The sequence below is a fragment of the Streptacidiphilus pinicola genome, assembly GCF_003258295.1.
In the GTDB taxonomy this organism is placed as follows: domain Bacteria; phylum Actinomycetota; class Actinomycetes; order Streptomycetales; family Streptomycetaceae; genus Streptacidiphilus; species Streptacidiphilus pinicola.
The window spans coordinates 38,413-53,923 of sequence record NZ_QKYN01000059.1; the positions used below are offsets into that span (position 1 = coordinate 38,413).

13 protein-coding genes are annotated in these 15,511 nt (G+C 73.1%); 7 read left to right on the forward strand and 6 right to left on the reverse strand.

What is annotated here, in order from left to right; translation table 11 throughout:
• Positions 1 to 376 precede the first annotated feature (376 nt).
• Positions 377 to 1,315, forward strand: a complete 939-nt coding sequence (locus DN069_RS15200; RefSeq protein WP_111501515.1) for a pseudouridine synthase — start codon at positions 377 to 379, stop codon at positions 1,313 to 1,315.
• Here DN069_RS15200 and DN069_RS15205 read toward each other — a convergent pair.
• Positions 1,300 to 3,234, reverse strand: a complete 1,935-nt coding sequence (locus DN069_RS15205) for an AMP-dependent synthetase/ligase (protein WP_111501516.1) — start codon at positions 3,232 to 3,234, stop codon at positions 1,300 to 1,302. The two genes, DN069_RS15200 and DN069_RS15205, sit on opposite strands and share 16 nt — an antisense overlap.
• A gap of 184 nt (positions 3,235 to 3,418) precedes the next feature.
• On the reverse strand, positions 3,419 to 4,711 hold the full coding sequence (locus DN069_RS15210; protein WP_111501517.1) for an acetyl-CoA C-acetyltransferase: 1,293 nt from the start codon (positions 4,709 to 4,711) through the stop codon (positions 3,419 to 3,421).
• A gap of 77 nt (positions 4,712 to 4,788) precedes the next feature.
• Between DN069_RS15210 and DN069_RS15215 the strand changes: the two genes are divergently transcribed.
• The 3 genes from DN069_RS15215 to DN069_RS15225 are packed head-to-tail and all read left to right on the forward strand — an operon-like array spanning position 4,789 to position 7,544.
• Positions 4,789 to 6,144, forward strand: coding sequence for a 3-oxoacyl-ACP reductase (locus DN069_RS15215; RefSeq protein WP_111501518.1), 1,356 nt, complete (start codon positions 4,789 to 4,791; stop codon positions 6,142 to 6,144).
• 4 nt (positions 6,145 to 6,148) lie between these two features.
• The gene (locus DN069_RS15220; RefSeq protein ID WP_111501519.1) at positions 6,149 to 7,051 is read left to right on the forward strand and encodes a MaoC/PaaZ C-terminal domain-containing protein; all 903 of its coding nucleotides are present in this window, start codon (positions 6,149 to 6,151) and stop codon (positions 7,049 to 7,051) included.
• 34 nt (positions 7,052 to 7,085) lie between these two features.
• Positions 7,086 to 7,544 carry an SCP2 sterol-binding domain-containing protein gene (locus DN069_RS15225; RefSeq protein WP_111501520.1) on the forward strand — a complete coding sequence of 153 codons (459 nt, stop codon included), beginning with the start codon at positions 7,086 to 7,088 and terminating at the stop codon, positions 7,542 to 7,544.
• Here DN069_RS15225 and DN069_RS15230 read toward each other — a convergent pair.
• Positions 7,541 to 9,271: a class I adenylate-forming enzyme family protein gene (locus DN069_RS15230; RefSeq protein WP_207892159.1), complete on the reverse strand. Its 1,731-nt coding sequence runs from the start codon at positions 9,269 to 9,271 to the stop codon at positions 7,541 to 7,543. The two genes, DN069_RS15225 and DN069_RS15230, sit on opposite strands and share 4 nt — an antisense overlap.
• Positions 9,272 to 9,413: 142 nt before the next feature.
• Between DN069_RS15230 and DN069_RS15235 the strand changes: the two genes are divergently transcribed.
• The gene (locus DN069_RS15235) at positions 9,414 to 10,661 is read left to right on the forward strand and encodes an MFS transporter (RefSeq protein ID WP_111501522.1); all 1,248 of its coding nucleotides are present in this window, start codon (positions 9,414 to 9,416) and stop codon (positions 10,659 to 10,661) included.
• 30 nt (positions 10,662 to 10,691) lie between these two features.
• Positions 10,692 to 11,414: an aminoacyl-tRNA hydrolase gene (locus tag DN069_RS15240; protein ID WP_111501523.1), complete on the forward strand. Its 723-nt coding sequence runs from the start codon at positions 10,692 to 10,694 to the stop codon at positions 11,412 to 11,414.
• Between the two features lie 4 nt (positions 11,415 to 11,418).
• On the opposite strand, the gene DN069_RS15245 is transcribed toward DN069_RS15240, so the two are convergent.
• The 3 genes from DN069_RS15245 to DN069_RS15255 form a co-directional block, all read right to left on the reverse strand.
• Positions 11,419 to 12,729 (reverse strand): radical SAM protein, encoded by a 1,311-nt coding sequence (locus DN069_RS15245; protein WP_111501524.1) that lies wholly within the window; start codon positions 12,727 to 12,729, stop codon positions 11,419 to 11,421.
• 78 nt (positions 12,730 to 12,807) lie between these two features.
• The gene (locus DN069_RS15250) at positions 12,808 to 13,233 is read right to left on the reverse strand and encodes a VOC family protein (RefSeq protein ID WP_111501525.1); all 426 of its coding nucleotides are present in this window, start codon (positions 13,231 to 13,233) and stop codon (positions 12,808 to 12,810) included.
• Positions 13,233 to 14,132, reverse strand: a complete 900-nt coding sequence (locus DN069_RS15255) for a helix-turn-helix domain-containing protein (protein ID WP_243639253.1) — start codon at positions 14,130 to 14,132, stop codon at positions 13,233 to 13,235. The genes DN069_RS15250 and DN069_RS15255 overlap by 1 nt, the downstream gene beginning before the upstream one ends.
• An 83-nt stretch (positions 14,133 to 14,215) precedes the next feature.
• On the opposite strand from DN069_RS15255, the gene DN069_RS15260 reads away from it, so the two are divergent.
• Positions 14,216 to 15,388 (forward strand): lactate 2-monooxygenase, encoded by a 1,173-nt coding sequence (locus tag DN069_RS15260; protein ID WP_111501526.1) that lies wholly within the window; start codon positions 14,216 to 14,218, stop codon positions 15,386 to 15,388.
• The last annotated feature ends 123 nt before the right edge of the window (positions 15,389 to 15,511 follow it).

Here is a 15,511-nt window from a genome sequence, read left to right on the forward strand (position 1 = left end):
GCCGGGGCCGCGCGCAACCCCTGACACGCCGCGCCGAATGATGATCCGCGAGGTGGTACGTTGACGTTCTGCCTGACACTCCAAGCGCTTTGCCCGTTGTGTCCAATTCGCTTGATTCGCCTGATATATTCCTCAGCGAGTTGAACGACGACACGGGCGGCCCTCGGGTGACGCGGAAGGTCAAGGCCGGTGCCGAACAACGGGGGTGGACCGCCCGCCCCACGCTGTTCGCGACGCCTTCGGTGCCTCGCGATCACCGCAGCTCCCGCAGGCCGCCCGATGTCGTCCTCGGCCCCGCCCGACTCTCCGGCGGCCCGACTCCCCGGCCCGACGGCCGCCGAGCGCTCCGGCTGACCTGGGACGATAGTCTGACCGCATGCGACGCAGGCACTCCGCGCCACCCTCGCCGCTGCCGCAGCGCCTGGGCATCGACCCGGTCCGGCTGCGGCTGCCGCTCGACGGCGCCTGGCCGACCGTCCGCGCCTACCTGGCCGAACGCCTGCCCACCGTGCCCGCGAGCCACTTGGACGCCATACTGGCAGGCGGCGAGATCCACGGCGAGGACGGCCCGCTCGGGCCCGACGCGCCCTACCGGCCCGGCGCCTGGCTCTGGTTCCACCGCGAACTCGCCCCCGAGACCCCGGTGCCCTTCGCCCTCGAGGTGCTCCACCGCGACGAGCGGCTGCTCGTCGTCGACAAACCGCACTTCCTCGCCACCACCCCGCGCGGCAGCCACGTCACCGAGACGGCCCTCGCCCGGCTCCGGCACGAGCTGGACCTGCCCGAACTCAGCCCCGCGCACCGACTGGACCGGCTGACGGCGGGGCTCGCGCTCTTCGTCGTCCAGCCCCGCCACCGCGGTGTCTACCAAGGCCTCTTCGCCGACCGGTTGGTCCACAAGGAGTACCAGGCGGTGGCTCCCTACCGGCCCGAGCTGGCGCTCCCGACAACCGTCCGTAGTCATATCGTCAAGGAACGCGGCATCATCGCCGCCTACGAACTGACGGATGCCGAACCGAATGCGGAAAGCCGGATCGAACTGCTGGAGCACCGGGGCGGGCTCGGCCGGTACCGGCTGCTGCCGGCCACCGGCCGCACCCACCAGCTGCGCCTGCACATGAGCGGGCTGGGCGTCCCGATCCTGGGAGACCCGGTCTACCCCGTCGTGCTGCCCGATCCCGCTCCGGACGACTTCTCCGACCCGCTGCAACTCCTCGCCTCGGTGCTGGCGTTCACCGATCCCGTCAGCGGGGAGGAGCTGCGCTTCACGACCCGCCGGACGCTGGCGGCGTGGCCGGCTCACGACTCGCCGTAGAGCTCCTCGATCTCGCGGGCGTACGCGGCGGCCACCGCATGGCGCTTGACCTTGAGCGAGGGGGTCAGCAGGCCGTTCTCCTCGCTGAACTCCCCCTCGACGAGGACGAACCTGCGGATCGACTCCGCGCGCGAGACCGCCGCGTTGGCGTGGTCGACGGCGGCCTGCACGTCGGCCAGCAGCTCCGGGTCCTCGCGCAGCCGCGCGAACGGGGTGTCCAGCGGCCGCTTGCGCACGCCGAGCCAGTGCTGCATCGCCTCCGGGTCCAGCGTCACCAGTGCGGCCACATAGTGGCGTCCGTCGCCGACGACCATGCACTGCCCGACCGGCGGGCGGCTGCGCAGCCGGTCCTCCAACTGGCTCGGCGAGACGTTCTTGCCGCCGCTGGTGACCAGGATGTCCTTCTTGCGGCCCACGATGGTGAGGAACCCGTCGCCGTCCAGCGCGCCGAGGTCGCCGGTGGCCAGCCACGCGTCCGGCAGCGCGGCCTCGGTGGCCGCCGCGTTGTTCCAGTACCCGGAGAAGACGCTGCCGCCGCGCAGCAGCACCTCGCCGTCCTCGGCGATGCGGATCGTCGCCCCCGGCACCGGCCGCCCGACGCTGGCCGGCCGGGGATCCAGCGGCGGCGTGACGGTGGTGGCCGCGCTGGTCTCGGTGAGGCCGTAGCCCTGGTAGATGACGATGCCGCAGCCGAAGAAGAACATCGCCAGTCGCGTGTCGAGCGCCGAGCCGCCACTGATCGCGTACCGGACCGAGCCACCGAGCGCCTTGCGCACCCGCCGGTAGACCAGCAGGTCGTAGAGCGCGTGCGCGGCGCGGAGGCCTACGCCCGGCCCGGGGCCCTGGCCGAGCAGCCGCGCCATCTCCGCCTCCCCGTACGCCACCGCGATCCGGTCCGCCCGCACGAAGGACGCGCCGCGTCCCATCCGCTCCGCCATCGCCCGCGCGGTGTCGTGGACCTTCTCGAAGAAGTACGGCACCGCGACCAGGAAGCTCGGCCCGAACCGCTCCAACTCAGGGCGCAGCTCGTCGGGTTTGATGCTGGGGAACAGCCCGATGGTGATCCGCCCGATCAGGCACGCCAGTTGCAGCATCCGCCCGAGGACGTGGGCGAGCGGCAGGAACATCAGCGTGGTGGGCTGCTGGTGCGTGGCCTCGACGAAGACGGGCTGCAGCAGCTCGACCAGGTTGGCCGACCCCGCGTGCAGGTTGGCGTGCGTCAGCACGCAGCCCTTGGGCCGGCCGGTGGTGCCGGAGGTGTGGACGAGCGTCGCGATCGTGTCGGGGGTGAGTCCCGCGCGGCGGCGCTCCAACTCCGCGTGGGACACCTCGTGCCCGAGGTCGGTGAGGAACCCGAGCAGGTCCTCGTCGATCGACGGGACGGCGAGGCGGAGCGGGCGGTCCAGCCTGTCGACGACGGGCGCGGCGAGCGCGGCCAGTCCCGGGGTCTCGACGAGCAGCAGGACCGCGCCGGCGTCGCGGAGGATCCAGTCGAGTTGCTCGGCGGAACTGGTCGGGAAGACCGGCACGGTCTGTCCGCCCGCCGTCCAGACGGCGAAGTCCAGTACCGTCCACTCGTAGCGCGTGCGCGCCATCAGCGCGACCCGCTCGCCCGGCTCGACGCCGGCCGCGACCAGCCCCCTGGCCGCGGCGGCGACGTCGGCCGCGAATTGACCGGCCGTCACCGGGTGCCATCTCCCGTCGTGCAGGCGTCGCAGGGCGACTGCGTCGGGCGCGGCGACGGCGTTGTCGAACGGCACGTCCGCGAGACTCCCCTGCGCGAGCGCGGGCACCAGCGCTGAGGCGCTCACTTCGCGCACGGTGCCTGAGGCGTCCCTGACGACGTCCAGCCTCACCCGCTCCGTGAGATCGGGCCTGGCCCGAGCGGCTCTGAGGTCCGAGAAGAAGCTGGTACTCATACGCGGCTCCGATAAGGCAGTAGGGACGTTGCACTCCCCTCAGGGGCGCGGGGAACTGCGCGAGCAACCCACCCGCATGGGGGCACCCCCGGCCGAAGGCTGGGGGAGGATGGCCCTGTCCGCTCGGGATCTCAATGACCTGGGTGGCTTGTCGCGCAGTTCCTCGCGCCCCTGGGGGTGCAACTCAGGGTGCTTCCAAAAGTGCTGTGACTCCCTGGCCGCCCGCGGCGCAGACGGAGATGAGGGCACGGCCGCCGCCGCGCAGCGAAAGCAGCTTCGCCGCCGTGGCGAGGATGCGGCCGCCCGTGGCGGCGAAGGGGTGGCCGGTGGCCAGGGAGGAACCCGCCACGTTCAGGCGTTCGCGGTCCACCACACCCAGTGGCCCGTCCAGGCCCAGCCTGGACTTGCAGAAGTCCGCGCTCTCCCACGCCGCCAACGTGGCCAAGACCTGTGAGGCAAAGGCCTCGTGGATCTCGAACAGGTCGATGTCCGCGAAGGTCAGCCCCGCGGCGCGCAGCAGCTCGGGGACCGCGAAGGCGGGGGCCATCAGCAGGCCGTCCTCGCCCGGGACGAAGTCGACAGCCGCCGTACGCGCGCGCGTCAGGTACGCCAGCACCGGCAGGTCCCGCGCCGCCGCCCATTCCTCGCTCGCGAGCAGGACCGTCGCTGCGCCGTCCGTCAGCGGCGTGGAGTTGCCCGCCGTCATCGTGCCGTCCGCGCCGCCGAAGACGGGCTTGAGCCGGGACAGCTTCTCCGCGCTGCTGTCGGGGCGCAGGTTCTGGTCGCGGTCCAGGCCGAGATGCGGCGTCAGCAGGTCGGCGAAGAAGCCGTCCTCGTAGGCCCGCGCCAGGCGCCGGTGGCTTGTCGCGGCGAGCTCGTCCTGGGCCGCGCGCGGGATGCCCCACTGCGCGGCGGTGCGCGCGGCATGCTCGCCCATGGAGAGGCCGGTGCGGGGTTCCGCGTTGCGCGGGATGTCGGGGACGAGGTGCTGCGGGCGGACGCCCGCGAGCGCACGCACCCGGGCGCCGAGACCCCGCGCCCGTCGCGCGGCCAGCAGGGTGCGGCGCAGTTCGTCGTTGACGCCCAGCGGGGCGTCGCTCGCGGTGTCGACGCCGCCGGCGACGCCGCAGTCGAGCTGCCCGAGGGCGATCTTGTTGGCGACCAGGACCGCCGCCTCCAGGCCGGTGCCGCAGGCCTGCTGGACGTCGTAGGCGGGCGTACGCCGGTCGAGCGCGCTGCCGAGGACGACCTCGCGGGCGAGGTTGAAGTCGCGGCTGTGCTTGAGCACGGCGCCTGCCACGAACTCGCCCAGCCGCTCGCCGCCCAGGTCGAAGCGGTCGACGAGACCGGCCAGGGCCGCGCCCAGCATCTGCTGGTTGGACGCCGTCGCGTAGGGTCCGTCGGCCCGGGCGAAGGGGATCCGGTTGCCGCCCAGGACGGCCACGCGGCGCACGGTCGGGGGTGGTGAGGGCGGCACGACGTCGGCTCCTTGTGCGAAGGGCTGGGCTGTACTTACTATCCAGTAAACTTACTCACCCGTAAGGAGAAATCAAGATGCCGGACCACTACCTCTCCTGGACCGCGAGCGGCCCGGGACGGTTCGTGGCCGCACGCCTGGGCCTGCCCCGCCCCGAGCCCTTGAAGCGCCGTCAGGACGGCGGGCCGGACGTCCCCGGCCCGGTGCTGGTCGGCGCCGCCGAGGGAGGCCGGCTGCACAAGCCGGTCCGCGCGCTGCTCGCGGAGTGGTCGGTGGCGACGCCGGACACCCACGCCTCCCCCGCCGCGCTCGTCCTGGACGCGACCGGCATCACCACCAGCGAGCGCCTGCGCGAGCTCCACGCGTTCCTGCACCCGCGCATCCGCTCGCTCGCGCCCTGCGGCCGCGTCGTCGTCCTCGGCACTCTCCCGGAGCAGGCGGCCGACGCCCGCGAAGCAGCGGCCCAGCGCGCGCTGGAGGGCTTCGCGCGCTCCGTCGGCAAGGAGCTGAAGCGCGGCGCGACCGCGCACCTCCTGCAGGTCGCGCCGGGGGCGGAGGAGCAGTTGGCCGGCCCGTTGCGCTTCGCGCTGTCGCCGCGCAGCGCCTACGTCTCGGGACAGGTGCTGCGCGTCGCGCCGGCGCCGAACGCCGCACCCACCACCTTCGAACGCCCGCTGGCGGGCAAGGTCGCGCTGGTCACCGGCGCCTCGCGCGGCATCGGCGCGACCGTCGCCGCCACCCTCGCCACCGACGGCGCGCACGTCGTCTGCCTGGACGTCCCGGCACAGGGCGCGGACCTGCGCGCGACGGCAGAACACATCGCCGGAGAGGCGTTGGAGGCCGACCTCACGGACGCCGACGCGCCGCAGCGCGTCGTGGATCTTCTGACGCAGCATCATGGTGGCGTGGACATCGTGGTGCACAACGCGGGCATCACCCGCGACCGGACGCTGGGCCGGATGGAGCCGGGCCAGTGGGACGCGGTCGTCGCGGTCAACCTCACGGCCGTGGAGCGGCTGAACGAGGCGCTGCTGGCCGGGTCGCCCGACGACGGACGTGGCCCGGTGCTGCGCGACGGCGGCCGGATCGTCTGCACCTCCTCGATCAGCGGCATCGCCGGGAACGTCGGGCAGACCAACTACGCGGCCAGCAAGGCAGGCCTGATCGGCCTGGTGCAGGCCGTCGCACGGGACGGCCAACTGACCGCCCGCGGCGTCACCGTCAACGCGGTCGCGCCCGGGTTCATCGAGACGCGGATGACGGCCGCCGTGCCGCTCGTCATCCGCGAGGCGGGCCGCCGGCTCAACAGCCTGAAGCAGGGCGGCCAGCCGGTGGACGTGGCCGAGGCCGTCGCCTTCCTCGCCTCGCCCGGCGCGGCCGGGGTCACCGGCCAGGTGCTGCGTGTCTGCGGCCAGGCCCTGCTGGGAGCGTGACCCGATGACCGACGTCCAGCCCGCCCCCGAGCCCGCCTCGGTCCGCGAACTGACGGACCTGCCGGATCTGGTGGGCCTCTACGCGCGCGCCGTACTGCCCAAGCCGCGCCACCGCGCGCCCTTCGCGGGCGAGAGCGCCGTCGCCCTGCGCGCCGTCGCCGCCGATCCGGAGCGGCTGCGCCGCTACCGCGAGGTCTGCGGATACGGGGACGCCGCGAGCGACCGGCTCCCTGCGGCCTACCCGCACCTGACGGCCTTTCCGCTGAGCATGCAGCTGATGACGGCACGGGATTTCCCCCTGCCGGTCCTCGGCCTGGTCCATCTGGCCAACCGGATCAGGCAGTTGAGCCCGATCGCGCCGGACGCCGTGCTGGACCACGTGGTGCGGGCGAGCGCACCGCGCCAGCACAGCAAGGGCGAGGTCTTCGAGATCGTCGCCGAGGCGCGCGGGACGGCCTCCGGCGAGCTGCTCTGGCGGTCCGTCAGCACCTATCTCCACCGGGGCTCCGGCGGCGGTCCGGCCGCCCGCGCCGTGGACGAGGATCTGCCGCGGTCGCCGCAGCTCGACGAGGAGTGGGAGCTGCCGGGCGACCTCGGCCGCCGCTACGGCGCCGTCTCGGGCGACCGCAACCCGATCCACCTGCACCCGCTGACCGCCCGGCTGTTCGGCTTCCGCCGCGCCATCGCCCACGGCATGTGGAGCAAGGCACGGGCGCTGGCCGCGCTGGACCGGCACGCCGGTCTGCCGGACGGGTTCACCGTCGGCGTCGACTTCCGCCGTCCCGTGCTGCTGCCCGGTACCGCCCGCTTCGCCGCCGCACGCCTCGGCGAGGACGGCTGGGCGTTCCAACTCACCGACCGCGACGGCGAACAGCGCCACCTGCTCGGCCGCCTCAACCGGCACTGACCCCCACCCGCACACCGTTCAGGAGCCCGCCACCATGACCGACACCACCGGCATCGCCGACCTCGACTTCACGTCCGTCACCCCGCAGGAGTTCGCCCGCATCGTCAAGGGCCTGTCCGGCAAGGAGATGAAGGAGATCGTCCAGGACGGCGCACTGCGGCTGCGCATCCTGCGCGAGGTCTTCGCCCGGATGGAGAGCCAGTTCCGCCCCGAGAACGCCGGCCAGACCTCCGCCGTGATCCGCTGGAAGGTCGGCCAGGACGGCGAGACCGTCTTCGAGACCGCCATCGACAAGGGCTCCTGCACCGTCACCGAGGGCCGCAGCGAGGAGACCCCCAAGGTGACGCTGGTGCTGGGCGACACGGAGTTCCTCAACCTGGTCTCCGGCAACGCCAATCCGATCACGCTCTTCTTCTCCCGCAAGCTCAAGGTCGTCGGCGACCTCACCCTCGCGGCACGGCTGACGCACTACTTCGCCATCCCGAAGGCCTAGCCCGGAGGCCTGGTCCGAGAGCCTGGCTGGTCCGCCCGCCCGGCGCGCAGCGCGCGGAGCTCGGTCTTGAGGATCTTGCCCGCGGCCGAGACCGGGAGGGACGGGAGGAAGTGCAGCTCGCGGACCCGCTGGTAGGGCGCGACGCGGGCAGCCACGAAGTCGAGCAGCTCGGGCGCGGAGGCGTCCGCGCCGGGCCGTGGGACGACGTAGGCGACCGGGATCTCGCCTGCGTCCGGATCCGGGGCACCGATGACGGCGACCTGGGCCACGGCCGGGTGCGCGGCCAGCACCTCCTCCAGCTGGGTCGGGTAGACGTTGTAGCCCTTGTAGATCAGCATGTCCTTCGCCCGGCCGGAGAGGAACAGCCGCCCGTCCTCGTCGAGCCGGCCGATGTCGCCGGTGGAGAGCCAACCGTCGGCCCACTGCTGGGCGGTGAGCTCCGGACGACCGAAGTAGCCGTCGGTGACCTGCGGTCCGCGTGCGAAGACCAGGCCGGTCTCACCGGTCGGCAGCGATTTGCCGGGGTCGCCCAGGTCCCGGATCTCCAGCTCGGTGTCGAAGAGCGGCACGCCGACGCAGCCGGGCGGGGCCGGGTGGTCCCGGTCGGGAGTGACGAAGGTGAGCGCCATGGTCGCCTCGGTCAGGCCATACCCCTCGGCGATGGCCGCGTTGGGGTAGGCGGCGGCCATCCGCGCGATCGTGGGCGAGTCGAGCGGCGCCGCACCGGAGTTGACGAGCCGCACGGCGCGCAGGTCGTAGCAGCCGGCGTCGGCGGCGGCCAGCAGGGCGTGGTGCATGGCCGGTGAGCCCGTCAGGCCGGTCGCGCCGTGGCGGACCAGCTGCGCCAGGAACTCGCGCGGGTCGAACCTCCCGTGGGCGACGACGGTGACCCCGCCCAGCAGCGCGATGTTGTGGCTGACCAGTCCCATGGCGTGGAACAGCGGCACCACGTTGACGGCGGTGTCCTCACCGGGCGTCGGGGTCCACGGCGTGACCGCCTCGGGGACCCGACGCAACGTCACCAGCCCGTCGGCGTCGTACTGCGGCAGCACGGCGCTGCGCGCGCACAGCCCCTGCAGCGCGTTGGCCCACAGGTGCCGGTCGCGGACCCGCACCGCCTTCGAGCGACCGGTGGTGCCGCCGGTGAACGCCAGGTGCGCGAGGTCGTCGGGCGAGCGGGTCGTGGCGGGGGCGGGCTCGGCGGCGAGCAGCTCGGCGAGCGGGGTGATCCGGTCGTCCCCCTCCCCGTCCGCTCCCACGTCGCCGGGGGCGGGTGCGGTCGCGGTGGGCGGCACGACGACGGCGAGCAGCGCGGGGTTCGCGTCGAGCAGCGGCCGCAGCGCGGGCAGGCAGGCGGGGTGGGTGACGACGGCGCTCGCGCCGACCTCCTCCAGCGCGGCGCCGAGGGCCTCGGTCGGCTGGGTGGGGTTGATCGCGGAAACGGTCGCCCCGGCGAGCAGCGCGCCGTGGTAGCCGACCGGGAACCAGATGCTGTTGGGCTGCAGCAGTGCGACGACGTCGCCGGGCCCGATCCCCCGCTCGCGCAGCCCCTGCGCGAAGCGCAACGCGTTCTCGTGCAGCGCGGCGAAGCTGAGGCGGAGGTCGCCGTCGAGCAGCGCGTCGCGGGCGCCGTAGGCGCGGGCGGCGGAGGCGAGCAGCGTGTGCAGTCCGGTGCGGGGGTAGTCGAGCGTGCGGGGCAGGCCGACAGGCCAGAGCGCGCGGTTCAACCCACGTCTCCCTTCGGGCGGTTGTCGCCAAGCTAGGCGCATGCAGACGGTCTGACAATGCAACCGACAGAACGCGGCCGGCAGAACGGACGGCGGCCGCCGCTCTCTAGATAGATGTATGGCACACGTATATAGTTGCCCCATGCAACAGCACGCCGAGGCGCACGGCAGCGCCAGTCCGTTCAAGCAGCCGAAGGCCGTCTTCGCCGTTGCCTTCGCCTGCGTCGTCTCCTTCATGGGCATCGGGCTGGTCGACCCGATCCTGCCCGCGATCTCCAGCCGGCTGAACGCCACGCCGAGCCAGGTGACCCTGCTCTTCACCAGCTACCTCGTCGTCACCGCCGTGGCGATGCTGGTCACCGGCTGGGTCTCCAGCCGGATCGGCGCCAAGAAGACGCTGATCGTCGGCCTGGCGATCATCGTGGTCTTCGCCGCGCTCGCCGGCGCCTCGCACAGCATCGGCCAGATCGTCGGCTTCCGGGCCGGCTGGGGCGTCGGCAACGCCCTGTTCATCGCGACCTCGCTCGCCGTGATCATCGCCAGCGCCAGCGGCGGATTCGTCGGCGCGATCATCCTCTACGAGTCCGCGCTCGGCCTCGGCATCGCCGTCGGCCCGTTGCTCGGCGGCCTGCTCGGCCAGGTCAGCTGGCGCGGACCCTTCTACGGCGTCGCCGTGCTGATGGCGATCGCCCTGATCGCCACCGTCACGCTGGTCCGGCCGCTGCCCCTGCCCGAGCGGCGCACCGGCCTGCTGGAGCCGCTCAAGGCGCTGCGCCACCGCGGCCTGCTCACCCTCTCGCTCGCCGCGCTCTGCTACAACTGGGCGTTCTTCACCGTGCTGGGCTACGCGCCGTTCCCGATGCGCCTGGGCGCGATCCAGCTCGGCTTGGTCTTCACCGGCTGGGGCGTCCTCGTCGCGGTCTTCGCCGTCTTCGGCGCCCCGTGGGTGGAGCGCCGCCTCGGCACCGCCCGGACCCTCTACGCCAACCTCGCCTTCTTCGCCCTCATCGTGCTCGCCATCGGCGTCTGGACGGACCATCCGAACGTGCTGATCGTCGCCGTCATCGCGGCGGGCATCCCGATCGGCATCAACAACACCGTCACCACCCAGGCCGTCATGAGCGTCTCCCCCGTGGAGCGCCCGATCGCCTCGGCGGCCTACGGCTTCGTCCGCTTCATCGGCGGCGGCCTCGCCCCGTTCGCGGCGGGCAAGCTGGTCGAGCACTACGACGTGCACGTGCCGTTCTACCTGGGCGCCGGCGTCCTGGTGCTGGGCATCGTGATCCTGTCCACCGCGCACGGCCTGCTCGACCGGGCCACCGCCGGTGAGCTGGAGGGCACGTCCGACGGCGACTTCGGCCTGACCCACCCCGCCGAGGTCGACGCGTAGCGGGACCGGCGGGTCACCGATACTGGACCGGTGAGCAGCGAAACGACCCCCGCCGAGACCCCCTTCGCCGACCGCGCGGACGACCGCGACAGCGCACCGCAGTTCGTGCTGCCGCTGGTCGTCCGCATCGAGCGCGCCGAGCCGCCCGGCCACACCGACGCGCTGGAGACCGCCGCGCGGGCCGTGCTGAGCTTCCTGAGCGACGAGCGCGTCACCGAGCCGGAGGGCGAGTGGGCGGCGGCCGTCGCCGCCTGGGAGGACGCCCGGATCCGCAAGGTCGTCCGCCGGGCGCGCGGCGGTGAGTGGCGCAAGGCCGCCGAGCTGCCCGGCCTGACGACGACCGGCAAGACGGCCGAGGTGCGGGTTTTCCCGCCGATCCCCCTGGACGGGTGGCCCAAGGAGCTCGCCAAGCTCCAGGTCTCCGGCACCGAGCTGAGCGACGAGACGCCGCCCGCGCCCGCCGACCCCGGCACCCCGGTGCTCTGGCTCAACCCCGAGCTGGACATGTCCACCGGCAAGTCCATGGCCCAGGTGGGCCACGCCGCCCAGCTGGCCTGGTGGGCGCTGGACGCCCACGCGCGCACGGCGTGGCGGGCGGAAGGCTTCCCGCTGGCCGTCCGCACGCCGTCGGACGCCTCCGCGTGGGCGGCGCTGACCTCCGCCGGTCTGCCGCTGGTCCGCGACGCGGGCTTCACCGAGATCGCGCCCGGCTCCTGCACCGTCGTCGCGGACCACCCGGCGCTGCGCCGGTAGGGCCTCAGCCGGGCAGGGAGTCCATGAAGGAGCTCACCGAGAACACCGCCTTGCCCGGACCGGGCGGGCCGTAGCCGGGCGGCGAGGAGAGGCCGAACTCCTCCAACGTCGCCCGGTAGGTCTGCAGCAGCCGGATGTGGTACTCCAGCGGCGCTCCGTCCGGATTCTCCTTGCCCAGCGGGGTGGTGGGCTCCGGGCACCAGGTGGTGAACCGGGGCACGATGCCGTGCGACATGAAGAAGCGCAGCCCCTCGTGCGTGGAGGCGATGGCCTCGTCCACCGTGGCGAAGCCGAACGGCTGCGCCATCTCCACGCCCGCGACGAAGTTGGGGATCACGTGGGACGGCCCGAACACCTCGGCGGAGTCGAGGATCCGGCGGTGCCACTCCGCCCGGCCGACGTAGCGCTCCTTGCCCGGGCAGTAGAGCTCGAACAGCCGCTTGTCCCACACCTCGAAGTTGGGGTGGTAGATCTTCACCCCGTAGTCGTGGAAGCGCTGCACGTCCGCCTTGGGCAGCGCCTGAGCGACGACCTTGCCGATCCACCGGCCAGGGAACCGCTCCTCGATCGCCTTGGCGTACTGGCCGTAGAAGTCCGCCTCGTCCCGGCCGCCGACGTGCGAGGTGATCGCGCCGCCCGTCAGGGTGTAGGCCCTGGAGGTGCCGGCCGTGTCATGACGGTCGATCAACTCCAGTGCCTCCAACACCTCCTCGACCGGCTTGACCCCGGTGTAGGGGCGGCCGGCCGCCTTGTGCTGGCGCCAGTTGTGGTTGATGTCGCAGTACTGGCACTCCTCCTTGGCGCCGAAGTACTGGCAGACCCGGAAGACCGTCAGGTAGATCAGGTAGCCCCACTGGATCGTGGGCGCGACCTCCATCACCGACTTGCCGTTGGCGAGCGTGTGCCGGTAGTAGTCCGGCATCGGCGGCACGCCCACGTCCGCGATCCGCACGCCGTCCAGGTAGAGGCCCAGCGTGCCGTCCTCACCCGCCCGCACCCGGTACGGCGAGGACGGGTTGAGCCGCACCGACACCACCGTGCGCCGCAGTTCGTAGGGTCCGCCGGTGAGCACGATCTCCTCCGGCGGCCGGTTGAGTGCGGCGGCGCCGAGCTCCGGCAGCGTGCGGTGGTCGAAGGAGAAGATGAAGTACGACTTCGGCTTGACGTCGCCGCCACCGCTCAGCGCCGACTCGTCGAACGCCATCCCGCCGCGCAGCAGGTCCTCCTTGATCACCGCCTCGCGCGGCACCTCGGGGAAGCGCTCCATCAAGTCCTCGACGAGCGCCGTGCGGTTCACACCGTCTGTGCCTGGCATACCGGTTCTCCCTCCCCCGGACGGGACGACCACCGTGCACGACGAGCCTAGTGCGCCCCCGCACCTTTCCGGCGTCGTTCAGCGCGGCTCGCCGGGGTAGGTTCCGAAGGACCAGCGGTTCCCCTCGGGATCGCGGGCGGCGAAGTCGCGCGAGCCGTAGTCGGTCTCGTGCAGCTCGGTGGTGATCTCCGCGCCCGCCGCCTTCGCGCGGGCGTGGACGGCGTCCGGGTCGGCCGTGACGACGTACGCGCCGAAGCTGCCGGGGCGCAGCGGCCAGAGGTCCTTCCCGTCGGTCTCGCGCACCGAGCCGAGCATGATGCCGCCGCCCTCCGGCCAGGACAGCTGGGCGTGGTGGACCGTCTCGCCCTCCCCGTAGACGACCGTCTCCTCGAAGCCGAAGGCCTCGACCAGGAAGCGGATCAGCGCGCGGGCGTCCTGCGCCCGCAGTGTGGGCCAGACCTGCGGCGCGGGCGGGGCCTTCTGGACCTTGGATTCGGTGCTCATCACTGACGCTCCTCGCTCGATTCGGGCTGCTGACCCCACCCTCCGCCCGTCGGATGGTGACCGGCTTGGATGTTTCGGAACTCCTCCGCCAGCCAGGCGCTGGGCGAGCAACCGGCCAGGGCGGTGAACTCGCGGTCGAGGTGCGACTGGTCGGCGTATCCGTGGTCCGCGGCGAGACCCGCGAGATCGGGGGCGGTGGGGCGCGACGCGAGCCGGCGCCGGGCCACGTCGAAGCGGACCACGCGTGCCGCGGCCTTGGGCGTGAGGCCGATCTCGGCCAGGAACCTGTTGCGCAGGTGGCGCTCGCTCCAGCCGACCTCCTCGGCCAGCGCCGAGACGCGGAGCAGCCCGCCGGAGGCGAGCAGCAGCCGCCACGCCTCGCACACCTCGGGCGGCAGGTCCGCCTCCCGCAGCCGACCCAGCAGCCAGGTGTCCACGACCCGGAAGCGCCCCGGCCAGTCCGCCGCCTCGCGGAGCTTCTCCTGCGCGTCCCGCGCGTCCGCGCCGAGGACGTCGTCCGCGTGCACGTCGATCCCGGCCAGGCCGCCCGCCGGAAGGCCCAGCAGGGCCCGCGCGCCGAGCGGACCGAGGGCCACCTGGACGCCGGACTGCCGGCCCGGCACGTCGATGACGGCGGGCGTGGTGTGCAGGCCGCCGAGCAGCGTGACGTAGTCACCGGGGGCGTCGTGAGGCCCAGGGTGAGCGGCGACGGTCAGCGGCTCGTCGAGGGTCAGGATCAGCGTCAGGTACGGCGACGGCAGGCCCCGGTGACGGCACGGTTCCACGCCGCGCTGACGGTAGCCGGAGTACCAGCCCACCAGCCCGCGCAGCGGCGGCGCCGGGCGGCCGCGCACGGCCTCGTCGACCACGGCGGTGGGGCGCTCCACGCTGGTCGTCACGGTTCACATTCTCGCGTCCTTGCCGGGGCCCGTCACCCGGGAGAGGCTGTCCGCGACAACCGCAGCAGGAGGCGATCCACCCGATGAGCCAGCAGTTCGGCGACTACCAGAACGAGATCTACTTCAACGGCCTGTTCGGGCGGCTGCCCGCCCTGCCCATGGACTTCGCCGAGCTCGCGCGCCGGGCCGAGGCCGCGCTGCCGCCGTCGATCTGGTCGTACGTCGCGGGCGGCGCGGGCGACGAGCGGACCCAGGACGCGAACGTCACCGCGTTCGAAGGCTGGGGGCTGGTCCCGCGGATGCTCGTCGGGGCGACGCGGCGGGACCTGGGTGTGGACCTGTTCGGCCTGCGCCTCCCCACACCGCTGTTCCTGGCGCCGGTCGGCGTGATCGGGCTGTGCGCGCAGGACGGGCACGGCGACGTCGCCACCGCCCGCGCCTCCGCGCGCACGGGCGTCCCGATGGTCGCCTCGACGCTGACGGTCGACCCGATGGAGGAGGTGGCCAAGGAGTCCGGCGACACCCCCGGCTTCTTCCAGCTCTACACCCCCACCGACCGCGAGCTCGCCGCGAGCCTGGTGCGGCGCGCGGAGGCGGCCGGCTACGCCGGGATCGTGGTCACCCTGGACACCTGGGTGACCGGCTGGCGTCCGCGCGACCTGGCCTCCGGCAACTTCCCGCAGCTGCGTGGCCACTGCCTGGCCAACTACTTCTCCGACCCGGTCTTCCGCTCCCGTCTGGCCAAGACCCCGGAGGAGGACCCGACCAGCGCGGTGCTGACCTGGACCCAGCTCTTCGGCAACCCGCTGACCTGGGACGACCTGGAGTGGCTGCGCTCGCTCACCACACTGCCGCTGATCCTCAAGGGCATCTGCCACCCCGACGACGCCCGCCGCGCGGTCGACGCGGGCGCCGACGGCCTCTACTGCTCCAACCACGGCGGCCGCCAGGCCAACGGCGGCCTGCCCGCCCTCGACTGCCTCCCCGGCGTCGTCGAGGCCGCGGACGGCCGGGCCGTCCTCTTCGACTCCGGTGTCCGCTCCGGCGCGGACGTCGTCAAGGCCCTGGCCCTGGGCGCGACGGCCGTCGGCATCGGCCGCCCGTACGCCTACGGCCTGGCGTTGGGCGGCGCCGACGGCATCGTCCACGTGCTGCGCACGCTGCTCGCCGAGGCCGACCTGATCATGGCTGTGGACGGCTATCCGACCCTGGCCGACCTCCGCCGCGAGGGCGCGCTGCGCCGGGTGCAACGGTGACCGTCGCGGTGGCCCTAACCGTTCCCGCGGCAGTGGGCACGCACGCTCGGGAACCATGCGAGCACGGAGAGCGTCGGACAAGTGTCAGCAGCGGAGCCGGTCCGGTCCGTCGTCACGGGGGTG